Here is a 20,935-nt window from a genome sequence, read left to right as displayed (position 1 = left end):
TTGCGGCCACCTGCTCTGCGTGGTGCCCGTGCACAGCGACCCCGAGACGTTTCAGAGGCTCGCCCGGACGTGGCCCTGAACGAACGCCTGCCAGGCGTCCGCGCTGAACCCGAGCTCGGGGCCGGCGGTGTTCTTGGAGTCACGGACGCGCACGGCCTGGGCAAACGCCACCTCGACGCACTCGTCGCCAGCGTTGCCGCCGCTGTAGCTGCTCTTACGCCAGGTGCAGTCTCCGGCCACTGAGGTCCTCCCGCGATCGACTGGCGAGATCCGCCACCATCGCTCGCGATTGTTCCTCATTGAGCGCGAGTGCATCCAGGCGCGCGAAGATCGACTTGCAGTGCTTGACCCCGCGCAGATCCTGCACGAACACCTGGGCGAGGTCTGACTCCGTATAGGCGACGCTGCTGCGCTTTTCGTACTCCCACAGCACATAGGGCGCCGCGAAGACCCCGGCGGGACCACTGGACGCAGACACGATCCGAATGACGTGGGTGTGGAAGAGCAGCCTCATGAGCTGGTCTTCCATGACCTGGTCGTTGCCGACCTTGAGCCGCAGCGCGTTCTCGTGGATGTAGAACGTGCACTGCGGGCGATTGGGCCGCCTGAGGACGGCCTGCCGTTCGATCCGGAAACGAACATGCGTCTGGATCTCGTCGGGGCTGATCGTTCCGCAGGCCTCGAAGAGCGCTGTCGCGTACTCCTCGGACTGCAGCATGCCCGGAATGTTCGTCAGGCTGTAGCTGGTGATCTTGTCGGCGGTCGACTCCGCCATCGTCACCGTGCGCAAGTTGGTCGGCACTTGCACGAAGTAGTGGTCGAACGCGGACCGGTACCGGTTGAGGAAGTCCTCGATGAACGATTGAGGACGCCCGCACCGGCCCAGGTACTGGACGATGTCGATCTCGCTGGCGCGCACCTTGCCGTGCTCGATGTTCGAGACCTTGCCCGGATCCCACCCGAGCATCCGGGCGATCTTCCGCGCTCGGAACGTCGTGTAGCGCTCCCGCACCTGGCGCAGCTCATCGCCGAGGTCACGGCTGTACGGAGTGGACGGATCGCCGTTCATGGAACTCGACGTTAGGTGATGGAGCCCGAACAACAGCTTGCCCGAACGGGTGGAATCGAACTCGGTTGACGTGCGAGGTTGACTTACCTCGTGCTCACGACCGTCATCAGGAGAACCCTGCGCGTACCCACCTCGACGGGAGCCGCCGGCGACGGTCGCGCCGAGGCGCGGCGGCTGGACGCGGCGCTGCTCCAGGTCGGGTTCAAGGCGTCGAAAGATCTTCTCGGCCACGTGTCGGGCCTCGCGCAGCCGGCCGCGTACACCAGGACGATCGTGGACGCCGTGCGCGGGCTCGTGGGTGACGACGTGCAGCACAACCCGTACTTCAAGGACTTCCCGCACGGCGTGCCGGACACCGTGGAGTTCTGGGCCGACTGCCTGCGTGACGCGCTGAGCAAGAACGTTCCGCGTGACCGGGTGCTGCACGACGGGTCGCTGAACCTCCTCCTGTTGCCGAACTACGGCGTCCGCCTGCACACCTACGAGGAACTGCTCGCGGCGCACGACGACCTGATCCCGTCGATCAAGGACCGCGTCACCGTCCTGCACCTCGGTGGCACGCTCGAGGAGGAGATCCGGCGCCTCTACCTGGAGCTGTCCGCCAGTCCGGCTCCGCTCGGCGAGGCCGACCTGGAGATCCTCGTCGAACTGGCCGAGCAGACCAGCGAACTGCCGGACGTGATCCCGATCAGGGAGAACCGCGCGGTCATCAACGCCGCCCGCCTCGCCCGCGGCGCCGAACCGCTGGTCGACACCGTCACGGACGTGCTCCGGCTCGCCTGTCAGGCGTCCGGCGGTGACGTCACTCTTCAGCAGTCCACGCGCTTCCGGTCGTTCCGCCGGCCCGAGCGTCGCGTTCTGCTGGCGGCGCTCGACCACGTCGTGGCGGACAACCCCGGCAAGCTCGGCGACGTCCCGCAGCGCGCGGAGGCCTGGAAGCGGCTGGGGGAACGGCTGCACCCGCACGAGTTCGGCCAGTGGCCGCACGCGCAGGACGTGTTCGCGGTGGCACGCGGGGAGAAGACCGCGCGGTCGTTCGCCGGGCGGGTCGAGATCGCGTTGCAGGACAACGACGTTCGCCAGGCCGTCGACCTCCTGCGGCAGGCTCCTGGCGTGCTGCTGCGTCAGGTCGACCGCTTGCTGCGGCACAGCGGGAACGATGCCTCGTACGTGGTCGAGGCCGTGCGCGAGGCTGCTCCCGTGGCCTCCGGCCGGGTGCTGTGCTCCTTGCTGGAACACCTGCTGAATCGCCGGAACCCGGACGCCGCAAGGGTTTTCGCCAACCGCGGGCACAGGGCGTGGATCACGGAGGACGCACGGCCGCCGCTCGCGCGTGAAGTCGTCGACGCGCTCGTCGCGGTGCTGGAGGACGAACTGGTCCGCAGGCTGCCCGCGGTGTCGGAGGTCGTCGTGGACCCCGAGGTGCTCGACGTCGTGGTTCCGTTGTCCGGCAACGCTTCCGAGGACGGCTTCGGTGTGCTACCGCGCGGGTCGAAACTGTGGCTCGAAGGCGACCTGCTGCGGTTCTTCACCTACTGGCGGCAGAACAAGCACTACGCCGACCACGACCTGTCGGCCGTGCTGCTCGATCCCGGACTCGTCTTCCGCGGTCAGGTGTCGTGGACCAACTACACCGAAGACGGTGCCTACTACTCCGGCGATCTCACCGAGGCGCCGGAGGGGGCCACCGAGTTCATCGACGTGCCGAGGCATGCGGTGACCGCGAAGTACGTCGTTCCGCAGGTGCACGTCTACAGCGGGGAAGGCTTCAACGAGGTCGCCGAGTCGATGTTCGGCTTCATGGCACGGGATCTGGACCAGAAGGGCAAGCCGTTCGAGCCGGCCACCGTGCGGGCCCGTTGCGAGATGCGCGGCTACGGCAAAGTGGCGTTGCCCGTCATCTTCGAGCGGGTCGACGAGGGCGAGGGATGGGTCGCGACGTGGCTGCACCTGTACCTGCGCGGCATGAACTGGGGCAACACGGTCCACGGAACCCGCGACATCGCCCGGCAGGTCGTGTCAGGTGTGTTGCGGCGCAAGTACTTCACCGTCGGGCGGCTGGCTGAGCTGATCCGCAGGAAGACCACTTCGGACGGTCCGCGGCTGCACATCGCGCTGACCCGGCCGGAGAACGGCGACGTCGCCACCGTCGACCAGCTGGCGAATCTGCTGGAACCGCAAGGCACATCGCTGCTAGCGTGAGCAACGCGAGGCCATGAGGGCGCTTCCTTCTCACTCTGGCGATTAGCGTTCTCGCTCTCCTCGCACCCAGCTTTCACGACCACTCGACGGCGATGCCCGCGATCCCCGGCCCCACGTCGGCGAAGTACGCGCTGACGACGCCGCCGAGTCCGCACACCAGCTCCTCGACGTCGACCGGCGTCGCGTCGGCCGAGGCCCGGAACTGCTTGATGCAGCGCGCGGGCAGCGCGCGCCGGTGGAACGACAGCTGCACCAGGTACGACCCGCAGACGTCGCGGAACGTCCGGTGGTGGCCCTGCGTCGCGCCGCCGGTGTCGTCGACGATGGTGAAGCTGAAGACGTGCTCCTCGCCGGCCGCGAGCCGCCGGTCGAACAGCATTTCCACCGCGAGGTTGCGGGAAGCGCTTTCCCGGCGCAGACGCCCCTGCCGGCAGCCTTCTCCAGCGCGCACGAGCGCGTTCTCGATCAACGAACCGTCGTCGCCGCGGTGCACGGCCAGGTACCGGTCGGGGCCCTGCCGCAGTGCTCGGACCACCAGCCGCGTGGTGATCGAGCGTTGTTCGCGGTGCATGCCGAGCTGCACGGTGTCGTGCACGGACAGCACTTCGAGGTCGGCGTTGCCGCGCGCGGCCTCTGGTACGGAGTCGAACGCCGCGAGCAGTGGCGCGGGCTCCGGCCAGGTCGGCACCGGGCGCGGGGCGTAGGAGTTGGCGTTGCGCGGGCCGATGAGGTCCAACAGGGACGATGGCGGCAGCCGCAGCACGGACTCCAGCGCGCGCACTGTGCTGATGGCGCGGGGGACCTCGGGGTGGCGCAGGCCGCGTTGCCAGTACGACAGCGTTGACTGGCCGACCTGGACACCGAGTTGTTCGAGGTGAGCGCGCAGCCGGGCGAGCGAGAGGCCCCGGTGGGCGATCGCCTCGCGCAGAGCGCGGTGGAACGGCCCGTAGCGCAGCGTCTCGGCGAGCGGGGTCGGCAGACCCCCGGTCGGGTGACCGATCGGTTCGTTGACCGACTCGGCGTGCCCGGATTCCGCGGCCACCGCGGCACCTACCCTTCACACACGCGCCGTGTGACTGTTCACCGTAGTCACTCGTTCTGGTGATCGAAAGATCGGATTTCGCCCGTGTGGGGGATGCGCTGCGGCCGTGTGAGTGGCCGTTAGGGTTCGCGGCGTGGGAAAGCTCGTAGTGATCGAAGGCCTGGACGGGGCCGGCAAGCGCACTCTCGCCACCGGGTTGACCGAGGCGCTCCACGCCCAGGGCAGGACCGTGACCAGCCACGCGTTCCCGCGCTACGGGCAGAGCGTGCACGCGGACCTGGTCCGCGACGCCCTCTACGGCAGGATCGGCGACCTCAGCGACTCCGTCTACGGCATGGCCGTGCTGTACGCGCTCGACCGGCGCGGTGCGGCCGACCAGATCCGCGCGGACCTCGAGCGGTACGACGTCGTGCTGCTCGACCGCTACGTCGCTTCCAACGCCGCCTACAACGCCGCGCGGCTGCACCAGGACGAGCACGGCGAGTTCGTCGAGTGGGTGCGCTCGCTCGAGATCGACCGCTTCGGGTTGCCCGTTCCGGACCTGCACCTGTTGCTCCGCGTGCCCGTCGAGGTGGCGGCCGAACGCGCCGCCCGGCGCGAGCAGGACGACGACACCCGCGCCCGCGACATTTACGAATCCAATAGCGACCTCCAGGCCCGGTGCGGCGTCGTTTACGACGGATTGGCGAACATCAACTGGCTGGCCCCGTGGCAAGTGGTCGACGGGCGGTCAAACGTGAAGTTTCATTCGCTTCTGGAACCACTCTTCACTCCTTGAGTGGTCGCTCACGTGTGTACCGGTTGACACGATCGTGGATCCGGTACGTCACTGTGAGTGAATAGGAGATCACGATTTGAAGCGTGTCCTGCAGCGCACCCCTGTCGGAGTCGCCCGTACGGCCGTCCTGATCGCTGCCGCCCGCGCCAATGAGCAACATCATCCCCACCCCCTGTTCGACGATCCACTGGCCGCGGGTCTCGTGGAGGCAGCCGGCTCCGCGAACGACCTCAACGGCGTCCGCACCCTCGCGGGTGAGCACTTCGTCCTGCGCACCCGGTACTTCGACGACCAGCTCCTCGGCTCGCCCCGGCCCCAGGTCGTGATCATGGCGGCGGGCCTCGACACCAGAGCGTTCCGGCTGCCGTGGCCGCCGGGCACAAGACTCTTCGAACTCGACCTGCCCGAGCTGCTCGAGTTCAAGGAGGACGCTCTGCGCGACCTGCGCGCCCAGCCCACGTGCGACCGGGTCGTCGTCCCCTGCGACTTGCGGGAGGACTGGGCGACAGCGCTGATCCAGGCTGGACACGACCCGAACAGGCCCACGGCATGGTTGCTGGAGGGCCTGTTCATGTTTCTGCCGCCGGACGCGGGTGAACAGCTCCTGTACTGGGTGAGCGCGCTGTCCGCCCGCGGCAGCACGCTCGCGCTCGAACACGTCAACCGCGCCTTCCGCGACCTGCCGCAGATGAGAGCGGTGCACGAGCGGTTCGACGCGCTGGACGCCCGCTGGCGCTCCGATGTGGAAGACCCGATCGAGTGGTTGGACGGGTACGGCTGGGACGCCGAGGTGACCCACCAGGTCGACCTCGCCGCACGGCACCAGCGCGCGGTACCGGCGATCACCGACCCCCGGAAGGTGGGTGATGCGCGCATCTGGCTGGCCTCGGCCACCCGCACGGTCTGACAACACCAGGTAACGAAAGGTGAGCGTCGCGCGGATATTCCCGCGACGAGCAGGCCAAATCGGGCGAGGTGGGGCACGTGGAACGAGGGTTCCGGCCGGATACCGAACGGGCGCACACCGCCACCAGCGGCAACGGAACGTGGGTGGTGCACGAACGCGCGACCGGCAGTGCGACGATGTTGGGTATGAAGGCACGCGTGCTCGTCGTCGATGACGACCCCGCTCTGGCGGAGATGCTGACGATCGTGTTGCGCGGGGAGGGCTTCGACACCGCGGTGGTCGCCGACGGTGCCCGTGCCCTGCCCGCGTTGCGCGAGCTCAAGCCCGACCTGGTGCTGCTCGACCTGATGCTGCCGGGCATGAACGGCATCGACGTCTGCAAGGCGATCAGGTCCGAGTCGGGCGTGCCGATCGTGATGCTCACCGCCAAGAGCGACACGGTCGACGTGGTGCTCGGACTCGAGTCCGGCGCCGACGACTACGTGGTGAAGCCGTTCAAGCCGAAGGAGCTGGTGGCCCGCATCCGGGCGCGCCTGCGCCGGACCGAGGCCGAGCCGTCCGAGGTGCTGCAGATCGGCGACCTCACGATCGACGTCCCCGGCCACGAGGTGCTGCGCGAGGGCAGGCCGATCCAGCTCACGCCGCTGGAGTTCGACCTCCTCGTCGCGCTGGCCCGCAAGCCGCGCCAGGTGTTCACCCGCGAGGTGCTGCTCGAGCAGGTGTGGGGTTACCGCCACGCCGCCGACACGCGCCTGGTGAACGTCCACGTGCAGCGGCTGCGTTCCAAGGTCGAACGGGACCCGGAGCACCCCGAGGTGGTGTTGACTGTCCGCGGTGTCGGCTACAAGGCCGGTCCTCCGTGACAGGTGGCGTATGAAGTTCGTTCGGCCGGTCGTCGCGAAGGCGCAGTTCCTCGTCGAGGAGGCGCGGAAGCGATGGATCGCGTTTGGTGATCTGTGGCGTCGTTCGCTGCAGTTGCGCGTCGTCGTGTCCACGCTCGCGTTGTCGTCGGCCGTGGTGTTCGTGCTGGGCATGGTCCTGCAGATGCAGATCACCAACCAGCTGCTCAACACCAAGGACGAGGCGGCGGTGCGCCAGGCGATGGCCTCGCGCAACCTGATCCAGTCCGACCTGGTCGGCCTGAACCCCGGCCCGGACAGCGTCCAGACGCGGTTCCAGAGCGCCATCAACAAGCTCGCCGTCGGTGGCTCCGGCACGGACGCCACGACGGCGGGTGCCGGCGCGTTCGAGCCCGTCCTCGCCGACGGGCTCGGTTCGAGCGGTGCCGGGCGCGTGCCGGCGGTCGGGCCGCTGGAGGACGTTCCCCGCGGCCTGCGCGACATGGTCGAGAACGGCGACGAGGGCACCCAGATCCACACGGTGCAGCGCGGCAACACGCCGACCACGCTCTTCGTCGTGGGCCTGCCGATCAGCACGTCCGCGCGCTCGATGCAGCTGTACCTGATCTTCCCGCTGACCGCGGAGCAGCGCACCGCCGAGGTCGTGCAGTCGACGCTGGCCGTCGGCGGCATCGTCCTGCTGATCCTGCTCGCGCTCATCGCGAACCTCGTGACGCGCCAGGTCGTGCGGCCCGTGCGGCAGGCGGCCGAGGTCGCGGAACGGTTCGCGGACGGCACCCTGCACGAACGCATGCACGTCGTCGGCGAGGACGACGTGGCCCGCCTGGCCGAGTCGTTCAACGAGATGGCCGAGTCGATCCAGGCCCAGTTCAAGCAGCTGGAGGAGTTCGGCCAGCTGCAGCGCCGCTTCACCTCCGACGTCTCGCACGAGCTGCGCACTCCGCTGACGACGGTGCGCATGGCCGCGGACGTCCTGCACGCCTCGCGCGAACAGTTCCCCGCCGGACTCGCCCGCTCCACCGAGCTGCTCGTCGACGAGCTCGACCGGTTCGAGTCGCTGCTGGGCGACCTGCTGGAGATCTCCCGCCTGGACGCCGGCGTCGAGGAGCTGACGGCCGAACAGGTCGACATCCGCGTGCTGGCGCGCCGGGCCCACGACTCGGTGCGCGCGATCGCGACGAACGCCGGTTCGCCGGTGGTGCTGGACCTCCCCGACTCCGAGCTCACCGCCGAGCTCGATTCCCGCCGGGTGGAACGGATTCTGCGCAACCTGCTCGCCAACGCCATCGACCACGGCGAGGGCCAGCCGGTCGAACTGACCATGCGCGGCAACGACGACGCGGTCGCGATCACCGTGCGGGACCACGGCGTCGGGCTCCGGCCGGGCGAGGCCGAGCTGGTGTTCAGCCGCTTCTGGCGGGCCGATCCGTCGCGCAACCGCCGCACCGGCGGCACCGGTCTGGGCCTGTCGATCTCGCTGGAGGACGCGCGGCTGCACGGCGGCTGGCTGGAGGCGTGGGGCGAGCCGGGCCACGGTGCCGTGTTCCGGTTGACCCTGCCGCGCAGACACGGCGAGGAGGTGCGCGAGAGCCCGTTGCCGCTCGCGCCCGCGATCGCGCTCGAACCCGTTGCGGTGGTGGAGGAACCGGCCGCCGACTCCGGACCGGAAGAGGTCGAGCTGACCCCGGAGGAGATCACCTGGCAGCCCGCGGAGCCCGTCGACGGTCCGCCCGCGGAGAAGTCGCCGGAAGAGGTTTCGGAGGAAGTGCGGTGAAGCGGCTGGCGTTGCTGGTGCTCGTCCTGGTGACCCTGACGGGCTGTGCCGCGATCCCGACGAACACCCAGCCGAGGCCGATCGGCCCGAAGGACAGCAAGTCCACCAACACGGTGAAGGCGCCGGAGCCGAGGCGCGACCTCGACCCGATCACGCTCGTGCGCGACTTCATCGACGCGACGTCCAACCCGGACAGCGGCTACGCGGCCGCCCGCGCGTACCTGACGCCGCAGGCCGGCGAGAAGTGGAACACCAAGAACCCGTACATCATCGAGACGTCCTACTCGACGGTGCCGCCGGCGCAGGCCCCGCAGGACAAGACGGCAACCGTGCTGCTGCAAGGAAAAGCCGTCGGCCGCCTCGGCAACGACAACGCCTTCGTGCCGGAGCTCGGCGACGTGCGGCTGCCCATCAAGCTGGAGAAGAACGCCGAGAACCAGTGGCGCATCTCCGAGGCACCACCCGGCGTCTACCTGCCGATGAACGTCTTCAACAACAACTACCGCCGGGTGACGCTGTACTTCTACAACCCCGAGTTCACCGTGCTGGTGCCCGATCCGCGCTACGTGGTCGTCCCACCCGCGACGAGCATTCCCTCGCGCGTTACGGAACTGCTCATCAAGGGCCCCGGCGACACGGTGCGCGACACGCTGGTGAGCGCGCTCAGCACGGACACCGACGTCTTCTCGGAGACGAAGGAAGCCGACGACGGGGCGCTGGAGGTCAACCTCACCAAGGTGGGCAAGGACCTGACCCCGGAAAAGCGCAAGCAGATCGTGGCGCAGGTGGTGAAGTCGTTCTCCGGGGTCACGACCTCGCGGGTGCGCGTGCTCGTCGACGGCCAGCAGATCCTGCCGGACCAGCGCGACTACCGGCCGTCCGACGTGTCGGCGACCGCGGGCGAGGCGTTGCTGGCGCTGAACGCGAACCTCCAGGGCATGCTCGTGGTGGACGGGTCGATCAGGTCGCTGTCCGACGGCAACCCGATCAAGGGCCCCGCGGGCAGCGGCGCGTACGGCGCGGTGAGCGCCGCACAGTCGCTCGACGGCTCACGCCTGGCAGTGGTCTCCCGCAGCAACGGCCGAATGCGTCTGCGCGTGGGAGAGCTGGAGCAGGACCTGTCCGAAGTGGACATCCCGGCGACAACGCTCAGCAGACCCACGTGGCTGCTCTCCAGCGGCCCGAAGGAGCCGGGCACCGAGGTGTGGACGGCGGTCGACGGCACCTCCGTGGCCCGCGTGACCCGCTCCGACAACGGCAGCTGGACCGCCAAGGGCGTCAACATCACCGACATCTCACCCCTCGGCCCGATCAGCGAACTGCGACTCTCCCGCGACGGCGCGAGGGCAGCGCTCGTGATCGGCGGCAAGCTCTACGTCGCCTCCGTGGTCCGCAACAACCAGGACGTGGCGTTGCGAACCCCGCGCCCGGTCCAGCCCTCCGCGCTGGCGTCAGGCGTGCAGTCGGTCGACTGGCTCTCCCAGGACGTGCTGGTCGTCTCCTCCTCGCTGCCTTCGCTGCCGGTCACCAAGGTCTACGCCGACGGGTCCAGGCTGGACCGCTACAGCCAGTCGAACCTCACCGTGCCGGTGACCTCGGTGGCCGCGGCCCCGGCGCGCCAGGTGCAGGTGATCGACCCGACCGGCCTGTGGTCGGCGTCGGACATCACCGACGTGTGGAAGTCGAGCTCGATCCGGGTGTCTTCGGGAGCGCTGGTCTTCTACCCGGGCTGAGCGGGCCGCGCCGAGGTCAGCACCACCACCGCATGCGTGCGTACCCCGCAAGGCGCGAACGCGGGCGGACGCCGTCGCACCCGCGGCGGTGCTGGTGCCCGACCTGGGCTGAGCGGGGCTGGCGGAGGGCAGCACCACCGCGTGTACCGCCGCAAGGCGCGAACGCGGGCGGACGTCGTCGCACCCGTGGCGGTGCTGGTGCCCCTACCCAGGCGGTGCGGGCCGGGCCGAGGTCAGCACCACCACCGCGTGCGTGCGCACCCCCGCTTGCCGCAGCGCACGAACGCAGGCGGACGCCGTAGCACCCGTGGTGATCACGTCGTCGAGCAGCACGGTGGTGCCGGGCGGCGGCCTGCCGTGCACCTCGACCCGCCCTTCGAGGTTGCGCCGCCGCTCACCCGCGCCCAGCCCGACCGAGTCGCTCACACCCGGCGCCAACGCGAGAACCTGAGCCACCTCCGCGATCTGGACCGCCCGCGCGATTCTCAGCATGTGGTCGCCGCCCCTCTCGCGGGCAGCGCTACGCCGTGACGGCGCGGGCACGAGCGTCCACGGCCGCGGCGCCACGCCGACCAGCGCCGCCGCCACGACAGCTCCGAACCACGCCGCAAGTGCCCGTGCGCCCCGTTCCTTGAAGGCGAGCACGAGTTCCCTTGCCGCGCCTCGATAGGCGGTCAGCGCCCACACCGGCGGCCCCACACCGGGAACCTGGATCCGTGTCGGCGGCCCGAACTCGTCGAGACACGTGGCGCAGCAGGCGGCACCGGGGCGGTCGCAGCCGGCGCAGGTGGGCGGCAGGAGCAGGTCGAGTGCGGTCATGGCTCAAGCATGGCCACCGGGTCTGACAAAAAGGTCCGGGGGACTTTCGGCACCGCCCACAAGGGTGAAGTTCCTGTTGCGTTGTCGATCACCGACGGGTCCAGGTTGGACGCATAAGCCCTGCTCGGTGCGAGTTCCGTGACGGCGCCCCAAGATCCGCAACTTCGTTTCGACCCGTTTGCTCCAACCTCTGTTGAGCGGATGTTTCAAAACTGAGGCGGACGGGGCTCGGCCGTCCGCGCCGGGGCCGGGCCTCGTCCGGGATCCCGGTGCGGGATCCGCAAGCGCAGGGCCAGGCAGGCTCCGAACACGGGCGGCGTTGGTTAACGATTATTCACATGTGGAGCTGACCAGCGGTTATTACTGGAAATACTGGGTATGCCCGACAGCGGCGTTGATCAACGGCCTGTCCGTGATTGGGTGAAATCCCCCGTTCAGCCCGGCGTGACTGGGTCGTGATCGGGCAACGGCACCGATCAGTTCAGTTGCAAGAACTGCGCTTCGTCCCCGGTTCGGGCATCGGAATCGATCTCCTTGAAGGTTTCGGGAACATGACGCGCCGGTCGCCCGTTGGCTGGGTATGAGGCCGCACCTGGACCCGTTCGACGCAGCAGGGCTGCCGTCGAGTGCCGGACCGGTGCTGCGCCGTACGGGTGAGCGAGATGCCGGTGGGCATGGTTCGTGGCACGCTCGGGACACGGCTCGCAACGCGCTGTCGTCGCGCTGCGTAGTCACCAAAAAATCTCGTCGTTCCCCCGGCAAGGGGGCTTACGCGACGGTGAATCCCAAGCTAACGTGCACCGCTATCAGCGTTCCCGGCACGCGGGGAGGAGGCGAACAGCCCATGACCCTGGCGCCGTGAGAGCTGCCGAGGACGACCCTCAGCGACACATCCGCGATCCGTTGATCGCCACGGCGCCCGAAACCAGTCCAGCCAAAGCTCGCAGCAAAGCGAGGGAGGTCGTGTATGGACATCGTCGTTAAGGGCCGCAACGTCGAGGTGCCCGATCACTACAGGGTGCACGTCGCCGAAAAGCTGGCCCGGCTTGAGCGCTACGACCGCAAGGTCATCCGCTTCGACGTGGAGCTTTTCCACGAGCCGAACCGCCGACAGTCGAAGAACTGCCAGCGGGTCGAAATCACTGGCAAGGGACGTGGACCCGTGGTCCGTTCCGAAGCCTGCGCGGGTGACTTCTACGCCGCGCTCGATTCTGCGGTCGCGAAGCTCGAGAACCGCCTGCGTCGGTCGCACGACCGCAGGCGCGTCCACCACGGGGCCCGCGCCCCGATCTCGGTGGCCGAAGCGACAAGCGGACTGGGGGAGCTCTCCTCCGCTGGCGAAAGCATGACGTCACGCCGCGCGAAGACCGCGGTGCTCGACGCACCCGAGGCCGACTACGAGGGCATGGCGGAAGTGCCCGCGCAGCGGTGGGACGACGGCCTCGACGACAAGTTGCCCGGACGCGTCGTACGCGAAAAGGAGCACGCCGCCAAACCCATGACCGTCGACCAGGCCCTCTACGAGATGGAGCTGGTCGGACACGACTTCTACCTGTTCGCCGACACCGACAGCGGGCGCCCGAGCGTCGTCTACCGCCGGAAGGGATTCGACTACGGCGTGATCAGGCTGGCCTGACCCGGTAACCACACACACCCACCCACGACCGTCGCCGCCCCGCACCCCTCGCGTGCGGGGCGGCGACGTGCGTCTACCGCCACCCGGCCGCATCTGGAATCCCGTCGTTCACCGTCAAGGTGAACTTCACCGGACCAGGAACCTTCACGCGGGCCTCATGCGTTCTCCACATCAGTAGCCGAGGTGGTGGCAAGCCTTCGCGGATGGGTCTGACCTGCATATACCAGGTCGAGGTGCCCAATCCGCCTGTGTCTGTGCGCACATCTTGGCGACTTGCCTACGATGGGCAGGGGAAAGGCGTCCGAAGTGGGCGCGCCGCGATACAGGTGATGAGGTCTATCCAGATGGTGCTGTCCCGACTGCTCCGCGCCGGCGAGGGCAAGATGCTCAAGCGCCTCCGCAACATCGCAGCACACATCAACCATCTCGAAGACGAGGTGGTCGACCTTTCCGACGCCGAGCTGCGCGCCAAGACGGAGGAGTTCAAGAAGCGCCACGCCGAGGGCGAGACGCTGGACGAGCTGCTGCCGGAGGCGTTCGCCGTGGCCCGCGAGGCCGCGAAGCGCACGCTGGGCCAGCGCCCCTACGACGTGCAGCTGATGGGTGGCGCGGCGCTGCACCTCGGGCAGATCGCCGAGATGCGCACCGGTGAGGGCAAGACGCTGACCTCGGTCATGCCGGTCTACCTCAACGCCATCGCCGGCAAGGGCGTGCACATCGTCACGACCAACGACTACCTGGCCAAGCGCGACGCGGACTGGATGGGCCGCGTCCACCGCTTCCTCGGCCTCTCCGTCGGCGCGATCCTCGCCGAGATGACGCCCGAGCAGCGGCGCGCCGCCTACAACTCGGACATCACCTACGGCACGAACAACGAGTTCGGCTTCGACTACCTGCGCGACAACATGGCGTGGAGCCTGGACGAGTGCGTGCAGCGCGGCCACTACTACGCGATCGTCGACGAGGTCGACTCGATCCTCATCGACGAGGCCCGCACGCCGCTGATCATCTCCGGCCCGGCCGAGCAGAGCGCTCGCTGGTACGTCGAGTTCGCGCGCCTGTCGCCGTTGATGAAGCGCGACGTCCACTACGAGGTCGACGAGCGCAAGCGCACCGTCGGTGTGTCGGAGCAGGGTGTCGCGTTCATCGAGGACCAGCTCGGCATCGAGAACCTGTACGAGGCGGCCAACACGCCGTTGGTGGGCTACCTGAACAACGCCCTCAAGGCGAAGGAGCTCTACACCAAGGACAAGGACTACATCGTCCGCAACGGTGAAGTCATGATCGTCGACGAGTTCACGGGTCGTGTGCTCGCCGGCCGCCGCTACAACGAGGGCATGCACCAGGCCATCGAGGCCAAGGAAGGCGTGGAGATCAAGGCGGAGAACCAGACTCTCGCCACGATCACCCTGCAGAACTACTTCCGCCTCTACGAGAAGCTCGGCGGCATGACCGGTACCGCCGAGACCGAGGCGGCCGAGTTCCACCAGACCTACAAGCTGGGCGTCGTCCCGATCCCGACGAACCGCCCGCCGCAGCGCAAGGACCAGCCCGACCTCGTCTACAAGAGCGAGGAGGCGAAGTTCGAGGCCGTCGCCGAGGACATCGCCGAGAAGCACGCGAAGGGCCAGCCGGTCCTCGTCGGCACCACGAGCGTCGAGCGCTCCGAGTACCTCTCGAAGCTTTTGGTGCGCAAGGGGATCCCGCACGAGGTCCTGAACGCGAAGCACCACGAGCGCGAGGCGCTGATCATCGCCAAGGCCGGCCGCAAGGGCGCCGTCACGGTCGCCACGAACATGGCCGGTCGCGGTACCGACATCGTGCTGGGCGGCAACCCGGACATCATCGCCGACCACGAGCTGCGCGAGCGCGGCCTCGACCCGGTGGAGACGCCGGAGGAGTACGAGGCCGAGTGGGCCAAGGTCGTCGAGGAGCTGACGATCGCGGGCAAGGCCGAGGCCGACGAGGTCCGCGCCGCCGGTGGTCTCTACGTGCTGGGCACCGAGCGTCACGAGTCGCGCCGCATCGACAACCAGCTCCGCGGCCGCACCGGCCGTCAGGGCGACCCCGGCGAGTCGCGCTTCTACCTGTCCCTGCAGGACGAGCTGATGCGCCGCTTCAACGCGTCCATGGTCGAGATGGTCATGACGCGCCTGAACGTGCCGGACGACGTCCCGATCGAGCACAAGATGGTCACCCGCGCCATCCGCAGCGCGCAGACCCAGGTCGAGCAGCAGAACTTCGAGATCCGCAAGAACGTCCTCAAGTACGACGAGGTCATGAACCGCCAGCGCACGGTGATCTACGCCGAGCGCCACCGCGTCCTCGCGGGCGAAGACCTGAAGGAACAGGTCGAGCACATGATCCAGAGCGTTGTCGAGGACTACGTCAACGCCGCCACCGCCGACGGCTACGCCGAGGACTGGGACTTCGAGAAGCTCTGGACGGCCCTCAAGACCCTCTACCCGGTCAGCCTGGACGCAAACGAGCTCCTCGAGTCCGATGAGGACATCACCCGCGAGTACCTGCGCGAGGTCCTCGTCGAGGACGCCCTGGAGGCCTACCGCAAGCGCGAGGCCGACATCGACGGCCGCGTGGGCGAAGGCGCCACCCGCGAACTGGAGCGCCGCGTCCTCCTCTCGGTCCTCGACCGCAAGTGGCGCGAGCACCTGTACGAAATGGACTACTTGAAGGAGGGCATCGGCCTGCGCGCCATGGCGCAGCGCGACCCCCTCATCGAGTACCAGCGCGAGGGCTTCGACATGTTCAACGCGATGCTCGACGCGTTGAAGGAAGAGACCGTCGGCTTCCTCTTCAACCTCCAGGTCGAAGCCGCCGAACCGGAACCGGCCGAACCCGAGGTCCCGGTGACCCTGAGCGCCACCCCGCAGGCCCTTCCGCAGGTCCCGCAGAGCGGCGCCCGAGCACGAGCCCGAGCTGCGGCGGCAGCCCAGCAACAGCGCGAGCAGCAGGCCCAGGCCCCCGCAGGCCCGGCCATGGCCCAGCTGTCCAGCGGCAACGCCATCCCGCCCGCCCTGCGCGGCAAGGGCCTCGGCGGCCCCGGCCAACAGCACCTGACCTACAGCGGCCCTGCCGAGGACGGCGGCGTGGAACAGCACGGCGACTCCAACGGCGCGGCCCAGCAGGGCGGCACCCGCAAGGAACGCCGCGAGGCAGCCCGCCAGGCAGCCAAGGGCAACCGCAAGCGCCGCTGACCCGGCACGCTTCATCGCCACGCGGGGACCTTTCGTACTGCATGTCAGTACGAAAGGTCCCCGCGTGCGTTCCGGGGAACGCGAGACGGGCTCACTCCAGCACCGAGAACACGGTCAACCACCACCGCCCGCCCCGGTGCTCGGCCCGAGCCGCCACGGCCACCACCCGCCTCTCCCTGCGCACGGTCACCGAAATCTCCGCGACGAACCGCGAAGGATGACAAACCCGAGGCGCCCGAACCAGCCGAGTGCTCCGAACCCGAACCAGCCGGCCCAACCGAGCGGCCAGCGCGGGCGCGGCAACCTCCCGCAGAATCCGCGCAGGCCGCCTCCCGTCCAGCACCTCCAAAACCACCCAAACCAACCGGGCGGCATCCAGCGCAGGCGAAGGCAGCTCCGGCTCGGGCACCCAGACAGGCCGCGGCCGAGGCCGAGGCACAGCGGGAGCCACCCCGACCGGCGGCTCGTACGCGGGCAATCGACGAACAACTGGGGGCATGCCGAACCAGGCGAAACACCCCCGCACATCCGGACACACGCCACCCGAAAGTGGGTACGGTCCGAGCGTGCTCAAAGCCCTGATACTCGACTACGGCGGCGTCCTGACCGACCCCGGTGAGGACAACGCCCCAGAACCTCCGCTCCTGACGGCCCTGCGCAGGGCGCGGCAGCACAACCTCAAAACAGCCCTGCTCTCCAACGCGGACGGCTGGTGGCAGCCCCCGGCGACCTGGCAGGGCCTGTTCGACGCCACGATCATCTCCGGAGAGGTCGGGCTCGCGAAGCCGGACCCGGCCATCTACCTCCTGGCGGCGACGAAGCTCGGCTGCACACCGCAGGAGTGCGTCTTCGTCGACGACCTCCCGATCAACGTCAGGGGTGCGGCAGAGGCGGGCATGGTCGGTGTCCACCATCGGTCGACACGGTCCACCCTCGAGGAACTGGAGATCCTGCTAGCGATCGCGCTCAGCGATTGAGGGTTCACCCCGCAGCGTAATTGCCCGGTATTTGGCTGCGCACTACCGTCGATTAGGCAAGTAGTCGAATGCTTAGGGGAGACAATGCGAAGAATTGTCGCTTGTGTTGCAGTCGCGATTGCAGCCACGGCAATTGCGTCACCCGCGCAGGCGCAGGGTCCGCGCGACTGCTACGACGAGTATCACCGGAACGGGCGCAGCGTCGAGGTCTTCTGCGACTACGGCAGGCCCGGCCGGTTCCAGGCGGTTGCGCACTGTTCCAACGGTCTCGGGTTCTACTGGGACCAGTACGGCACGGTCGGCAGGGTCAGGGGCGAGGCGTCGTTCGCCGAGTGCACGTCACTGCTGGGGAATCCTCAGATCAACGACTATCACGTTCGCTGGCTCTGAGCGCGGCGCACGAGTTCGAAGCAGAGCACGGCCGCCGCTGACGCCACGTTCAGCGATTCCACACCCGCCGCCATCGGAATCGACAGCCACGACGTGATGTGCGGACGCACGTCGTCGGTGATTCCGGACGTTTCACTTCCCAGGACGAAAGCGGCGCGAGACGGGAAATCAGCTGAATAAAGAGTGTCGGGCGCGTGGGAGTCCAACGCGTAAAGCGGGAAACCGGACGCGCGCAACAAGGCCGAGGCCTCCGCCGCGGTGCCGCAGCGCAGCACGGGCGCTCGGAAAGCCACCCCGGCGGAGGCCTTCACCACGAGTGGGTCGATCGACGCGACGCCTCGGCGCGGCACCACGATGCCGTCGATGCCAGCGGCGGTCGCGGTGCGCAGGATCATGCCGACGTTCGCGGGCGTCGTGATGCCGTCCAGAACGAGCACGGACCGCAGCCCGCCCTCCTCCAGGGCCAGGGCGAGGGGCTTCATGCGCGGCGCCACCACGTCGGCGAGCACGCCCTGGTCCTGCTTTCCGTTGCCCGCCAGCACCTTCACGCGCTGTGCGGTCGCGCGCTGCACCGCGACGCCGCGGGAGCGGGCCGCGTCAAGGATCTCGCGCGCCGCCGGGCCGCGGGCCGTGTCGGCGAGCACGACCTTGTCGACCGACAGCGCCGGGTCGTCCAGAGCTTCCAGCACTGGCTTGCGGCCGTAGACGGTGACGAAGCGGTCCTTGGGCGAGATCTCCACAGCAAGAGGGTGACAGAAGCGAGCACAGCAGGCTCAAACGGGTGAAGCGCCCGACTAGAGCCGTTCGGCCCTTGTGCTTTGGATCATATGCATGATGATCGTCACATGACGGCAGGTATGCGCAGCGTCGCGCAACGTCAACATCTCGCGAGCGGTCAGGACTCGGACGTGTTCATCCGGTCCGACGGACTGCTCGTCAAACGCACGCGCACGGGCCGTGACCTGCGGCGCGAGGCCGAGATGATGGTGTATCTGAGCGGGCACGGCATCCCCGTCCCGCGGGTCCACGACGTCACCGAGGACGAGCTCGTCATGCAGTACGTGCCCGGCCCGCGGATGTCCGAGGAGATCGGCCGCAGGCCCTGGCTCGCCGGCAGCCTCGGAACGCAGCTCGCGGACCTCCACCACCGCCTCGACGCCGTCACGGCACCCGACTTCCTCAGCGGCGAGGGTCACCTCCTGCACCTCGACCTGCACCCCGGCAACGTCGTCCTCGGCCCGGAAGGTCCCGTCGTGCTGGACTGGGCGTCGGCGTCGAAGGGTGACCGCAGGCTCGACGTCGCGCTCAGCTGGGTCTCGCTCGCCGTGGCCCGCCTCGCGCCGGTCAAGAAGCTCACGCGGTGGCGGTTCCTCAAGTCGTTCATGGCCAACGTGGACCCGAGGGCGCGCGAGGCGATCCCGGAGGCCGCGCGCATCCGGCTCGAACGCCACGACCGCGACCCCGTGGAACGTGCCGCACTTCAAAGGCTGATGGATCCCGATCGCCACTAGGCTGGCGAGCATGCCGGACCGCCTGTCAGCGCTGGACGCCTCGTTCCTGTACCTGGAGGACTCCACGACGCCGATGCACGTCGGCGGAGTGGCGGTCTTCCGACGGCCGAAGGCGGGGTTCGACTACGACAAGCTCGTCGACCTCATCGAGCAGCGCCTGAGCCTCGTGCCGCGCTACCGGCAGAAGGTCGTGCACGTCCCCGGCCGCATCGCGCGCCCGGTCTGGGTCGACGACCCGGACTTCGACGTCACCTACCACGTGCGCCGCAGCGCGCTGCCCAAGCCGGGCAACGACACCCAGCTGCACGACCTGGTCGCGCGGCTGATGTCGCGCCCGCTCGACCACTCCCGCCCGCTGTGGGAGATCTACCTCGTCGAGGGCCTCGCGAAGAACCAGGCAGCGGTCATCACCAAGACCCACCAGGCCATGATCGACGGCATCGCGTCGCTGGAGATCGGCCAGGTCATGCTGGACGTGTCGCCGTCGCCGCGCACCAACGTCGAGAACCTCTGGATGCCGCAGCCGGAGCCCAGCTCGCTGCAACTCGTGGCGGACGCGGTCACCGACATCGTGCAGCGGCCGGGTGAGCTCGTGGAGAACGTCCGCAGCGCCGCGCTCGACACCGTCGCCACGGTCGAGAAGGTGTTCAACGCCTTCGGTGCCGTGGCCGCCGCCGTCCGCACCGCCGCGACCCCCGCACCCGGCAGCCCGCTGAACGTCCGCATCACCTCGCCGCAGCGCCGGTTCGCCGTCGCGCGCGCCCAGCTCGACGACCTGCGCACCATCCGCAAGGCACACGGCGGCACCGTCAACGACGTGGTGCTCGCGGCGCTGAGCGGGGCACTGCGCAACTGGCTGCTCAGCCGCGGCGAGAACGTCACCGGCAGCACCACGATCCGCGCGATGGCACCGCTGAGCGTCCGCGACGCCGACCCGGACTCGGGCAACAACGTGAGCGCCTACCTCGTCGACCTGCCGGTCGGCGAACCGAACCCGGTCGTGCGCCTGCACCACGTGAGCCACGCGATGCGCGCGCACAAGGAATCCGGCCAGTCCGTCGCCGCCGACGCGCTGGTGAAGGTCTCCGGCTTCGCGCCGCCGACGCTGCACGCACTGGGCGCGCGGGCCGCGAGCTCGTTCAGTCGCCGGCTGTTCAACGTGATCGTCACCAATGTTCCCGGCCCGCAGGTGCCGTTGTACGCGGCAGGCGCGAGAATGACCGAGATCTTCCCGGTCGTCCCGCTCGCCAAGAACCAGGCGCTGGCCATCGGGGTGACGTCGTACGACGGCGGTGTTTACTTCGGGCTGAACGGCGACCGCGACGCCATGTCCGATGTGGACGTTCTCGCGACCATGGTCGAGGAGTCGGTGGAGGAACTGATGGGGACGGCGAGCGCGTCATGAGGGTGTACATCCCGGCCACGGTGTCGATGCTGCGCACGTTCGTCGACAGCGGCGAACTGACTCCGGTCGGCGGCACGGCCTTCGCGCTGACGCCCGCGCTGCGCGAGTCCTACGCGGCGGGCGACACCGAGGAACTCGAGTACGCCGCGATGCTCGACGCCGCCCGCGCGTCGCTGCGGCTGCTGGCGGGCGACGAGAAGGCCGAACCGCGCCGCGCGGTGGTCGCCGTCGACATGGACGACGTGACGTTGCGTCCCGACCTCGACTACTCGGTCGTGAAGGTCGCGGGCCCGGTCACGATGAAGGCCGTCGCGTCCGTGCACCTCGACACGGCAGAGGCCGAAGAGGACGTGCGCGCGGCCGCCGAGGTCGTGGACGCGGCGGACATGGGCGACCCGGACGCGGAGTTCACGCTCGGCAGCGCCGAAGACCACGAACTGGCCTGGTACGCCCCGCAGGAGCTCGCGTTCGTCCTCGAACTCCTCTAGTGGTGCGCCGACGAACAAGCTGTTCATGACAGTGGCAGCCGGGACCGGTCCTGGCGGTGGATGAAGGGCTCCTTCATCCACTGAACTGGTCCCGGAAAGTTGGACTGGCTAAGTAAAGGTTAGGCCGCG

19 protein-coding genes are annotated in these 20,935 nt (G+C 68.7%); 13 read left to right on the top strand and 6 right to left on the bottom strand.

Features of this window, described 5'->3' with window-relative positions:
* Window positions 1–51 precede the first annotated feature (51 nt).
* Both IEZ09_RS42385 and IEZ09_RS42380 read right to left on the bottom strand, forming a co-directional pair.
* The gene (locus tag IEZ09_RS42385; protein ID WP_229813431.1) at window positions 52–240 is read right to left on the bottom strand and encodes a DUF397 domain-containing protein; all 189 of its coding nucleotides are present in this window, start codon (window positions 238–240) and stop codon (window positions 52–54) included.
* Window positions 215–1,300, bottom strand: a complete 1,086-nt coding sequence (locus IEZ09_RS42380) for a helix-turn-helix domain-containing protein (protein ID WP_189259511.1) — start codon at window positions 1,298–1,300, stop codon at window positions 215–217. The genes IEZ09_RS42385 and IEZ09_RS42380 overlap by 26 nt, the downstream gene beginning before the upstream one ends.
* Between IEZ09_RS42380 and IEZ09_RS42375 the strand changes: the two genes are divergently transcribed.
* Window positions 1,301–3,271: a TerD family protein gene (locus tag IEZ09_RS42375; RefSeq protein ID WP_189259510.1), complete on the top strand. Its 1,971-nt coding sequence runs from the start codon at window positions 1,301–1,303 to the stop codon at window positions 3,269–3,271. It begins immediately after the preceding gene.
* Between the two features lie 73 nt (window positions 3,272–3,344).
* Here IEZ09_RS42375 and IEZ09_RS42370 read toward each other — a convergent pair whose 3' ends face one another.
* Entirely contained in the window at window positions 3,345–4,313 is a 969-nt protein-coding gene (locus IEZ09_RS42370) for a hypothetical protein (RefSeq protein WP_189259509.1), read from the bottom strand.
* A 133-nt stretch (window positions 4,314–4,446) separates the two neighbouring features.
* Here IEZ09_RS42370 and IEZ09_RS42365 point away from each other — a divergent pair, with 133 nt between their 5' ends.
* The 5 genes from IEZ09_RS42365 (at window position 4,447) to IEZ09_RS42345 (ending at window position 10,365) form a co-directional block, all read left to right on the top strand.
* Window positions 4,447–5,091, top strand: a complete 645-nt coding sequence (locus tag IEZ09_RS42365) for a dTMP kinase (protein ID WP_189259508.1) — start codon at window positions 4,447–4,449, stop codon at window positions 5,089–5,091.
* A 76-nt stretch (window positions 5,092–5,167) separates the two neighbouring features.
* The gene (locus IEZ09_RS42360) at window positions 5,168–5,998 is read left to right on the top strand and encodes an SAM-dependent methyltransferase (RefSeq protein WP_229813430.1); all 831 of its coding nucleotides are present in this window, start codon (window positions 5,168–5,170) and stop codon (window positions 5,996–5,998) included.
* A 185-nt stretch (window positions 5,999–6,183) separates the two neighbouring features.
* Window positions 6,184–6,861 (top strand): MtrAB system response regulator MtrA, encoded by a 678-nt coding sequence (mtrA, locus tag IEZ09_RS42355; protein WP_030471262.1) that lies wholly within the window; start codon window positions 6,184–6,186, stop codon window positions 6,859–6,861.
* 10 nt (window positions 6,862–6,871) lie between these two features.
* Window positions 6,872–8,632 (top strand): MtrAB system histidine kinase MtrB, encoded by a 1,761-nt coding sequence (gene mtrB / locus IEZ09_RS42350; protein ID WP_189259507.1) that lies wholly within the window; start codon window positions 6,872–6,874, stop codon window positions 8,630–8,632.
* Window positions 8,629–10,365, top strand: coding sequence for an LpqB family beta-propeller domain-containing protein (locus IEZ09_RS42345; protein ID WP_189259506.1), 1,737 nt, complete (start codon window positions 8,629–8,631; stop codon window positions 10,363–10,365). The genes mtrB and IEZ09_RS42345 overlap by 4 nt, the downstream gene beginning before the upstream one ends.
* A 204-nt stretch (window positions 10,366–10,569) precedes the next feature.
* On the opposite strand, the gene IEZ09_RS42340 is transcribed toward IEZ09_RS42345, so the two are convergent.
* On the bottom strand, window positions 10,570–11,184 hold the full coding sequence (locus IEZ09_RS42340; RefSeq protein WP_189259505.1) for a ComF family protein: 615 nt from the start codon (window positions 11,182–11,184) through the stop codon (window positions 10,570–10,572).
* 967 nt (window positions 11,185–12,151) lie between these two features.
* On the opposite strand from IEZ09_RS42340, the gene hpf reads away from it, so the two are divergent.
* Both hpf and secA read left to right on the top strand, forming a co-directional pair.
* Window positions 12,152–12,820 carry a ribosome hibernation-promoting factor, HPF/YfiA family gene (hpf, locus tag IEZ09_RS42335; RefSeq protein ID WP_189259504.1) on the top strand — a complete coding sequence of 223 codons (669 nt, stop codon included), beginning with the start codon at window positions 12,152–12,154 and terminating at the stop codon, window positions 12,818–12,820.
* A gap of 344 nt (window positions 12,821–13,164) precedes the next feature.
* Window positions 13,165–16,035: a preprotein translocase subunit SecA gene (gene secA, locus IEZ09_RS42330; protein WP_189259522.1), complete on the top strand. Its 2,871-nt coding sequence runs from the start codon at window positions 13,165–13,167 to the stop codon at window positions 16,033–16,035.
* A 91-nt stretch (window positions 16,036–16,126) separates the two neighbouring features.
* Here the strand turns inward: secA and IEZ09_RS47095 are convergent, their stop codons facing one another.
* The gene (locus IEZ09_RS47095; protein ID WP_229813429.1) at window positions 16,127–16,534 is read right to left on the bottom strand and encodes an Rv3235 family protein; all 408 of its coding nucleotides are present in this window, start codon (window positions 16,532–16,534) and stop codon (window positions 16,127–16,129) included.
* A 67-nt stretch (window positions 16,535–16,601) separates the two neighbouring features.
* On the opposite strand from IEZ09_RS47095, the gene IEZ09_RS42325 reads away from it, so the two are divergent.
* Both IEZ09_RS42325 and IEZ09_RS42320 read left to right on the top strand, forming a co-directional pair.
* Window positions 16,602–17,012 (top strand): HAD-IA family hydrolase, encoded by a 411-nt coding sequence (locus IEZ09_RS42325; protein WP_229813428.1) that lies wholly within the window; start codon window positions 16,602–16,604, stop codon window positions 17,010–17,012.
* An 84-nt stretch (window positions 17,013–17,096) separates the two neighbouring features.
* A complete protein-coding gene (locus IEZ09_RS42320) occupies window positions 17,097–17,402 on the top strand; it encodes a hypothetical protein (protein WP_189259502.1) in 306 nt (101 codons plus the stop codon).
* Here the strand turns inward: IEZ09_RS42320 and IEZ09_RS42315 are convergent.
* Window positions 17,384–18,142, bottom strand: coding sequence for a TrmH family RNA methyltransferase (locus IEZ09_RS42315; RefSeq protein ID WP_189259501.1), 759 nt, complete (start codon window positions 18,140–18,142; stop codon window positions 17,384–17,386). The genes IEZ09_RS42320 and IEZ09_RS42315 overlap by 19 nt on opposite strands.
* 105 nt (window positions 18,143–18,247) lie before the next feature.
* Between IEZ09_RS42315 and IEZ09_RS42310 the strand changes: the two genes are divergently transcribed.
* From IEZ09_RS42310 to IEZ09_RS42300, 3 genes are read left to right on the top strand one after another with little or no spacing between them, the layout of a single operon-like run.
* Window positions 18,248–18,913, top strand: a complete 666-nt coding sequence (locus tag IEZ09_RS42310; RefSeq protein WP_189259500.1) for a phosphotransferase — start codon at window positions 18,248–18,250, stop codon at window positions 18,911–18,913.
* Window positions 18,914–18,923: 10 nt separating this feature from the next.
* Entirely contained in the window at window positions 18,924–20,318 is a 1,395-nt protein-coding gene (locus IEZ09_RS42305; RefSeq protein WP_189259499.1) for a WS/DGAT/MGAT family O-acyltransferase, read from the top strand.
* Window positions 20,315–20,806 (top strand): DUF6912 family protein, encoded by a 492-nt coding sequence (locus tag IEZ09_RS42300; protein ID WP_189259498.1) that lies wholly within the window; start codon window positions 20,315–20,317, stop codon window positions 20,804–20,806. Before IEZ09_RS42305 ends, IEZ09_RS42300 begins: the two co-directional genes overlap by 4 nt.
* Window positions 20,807–20,935 lie beyond the last annotated feature (129 nt).

This window comes from Lentzea flava (assembly GCF_014648475.1).
GTDB classification, from domain to species: domain Bacteria; phylum Actinomycetota; class Actinomycetes; order Mycobacteriales; family Pseudonocardiaceae; genus Lentzea; species Lentzea flava.
Note: the sequence above shows the minus strand (reverse complement) of the source record. Positions and strands in the feature narration are given on the sequence as shown.

What these genes read in the sequence shown, in the direction of transcription:
- IEZ09_RS42310 (WP_189259500.1), top strand. Translation starts at nt 18,248, where the DNA reads ATGACGGCAGGTATGCGCAGCGTCGCGCAACGTCAACATCTCGCGAGC.
- mtrA (WP_030471262.1), top strand. Translation starts at nt 6,184, where the DNA reads ATGAAGGCACGCGTGCTCGTCGTCGATGACGACCCCGCTCTGGCGGAG.
- secA (WP_189259522.1), top strand. Translation starts at nt 13,165, where the DNA reads ATGGTGCTGTCCCGACTGCTCCGCGCCGGCGAGGGCAAGATGCTCAAG.
- IEZ09_RS42300 (WP_189259498.1), top strand. Translation starts at nt 20,315, where the DNA reads ATGAGGGTGTACATCCCGGCCACGGTGTCGATGCTGCGCACGTTCGTC.
- hpf (WP_189259504.1), top strand. Translation starts at nt 12,152, where the DNA reads ATGGACATCGTCGTTAAGGGCCGCAACGTCGAGGTGCCCGATCACTAC.
- IEZ09_RS42320 (WP_189259502.1), top strand. Translation starts at nt 17,097, where the DNA reads ATGCGAAGAATTGTCGCTTGTGTTGCAGTCGCGATTGCAGCCACGGCA.
- mtrB (WP_189259507.1), top strand. Translation starts at nt 6,872, where the DNA reads ATGAAGTTCGTTCGGCCGGTCGTCGCGAAGGCGCAGTTCCTCGTCGAG.
- IEZ09_RS42340 (WP_189259505.1), bottom strand. Translation starts at nt 11,184, where the DNA reads ATGACCGCACTCGACCTGCTCCTGCCGCCCACCTGCGCCGGCTGCGAC.
- IEZ09_RS47095 (WP_229813429.1), bottom strand. Translation starts at nt 16,534, where the DNA reads ATGCCCCCAGTTGTTCGTCGATTGCCCGCGTACGAGCCGCCGGTCGGG.
- IEZ09_RS42305 (WP_189259499.1), top strand. Translation starts at nt 18,924, where the DNA reads ATGCCGGACCGCCTGTCAGCGCTGGACGCCTCGTTCCTGTACCTGGAG.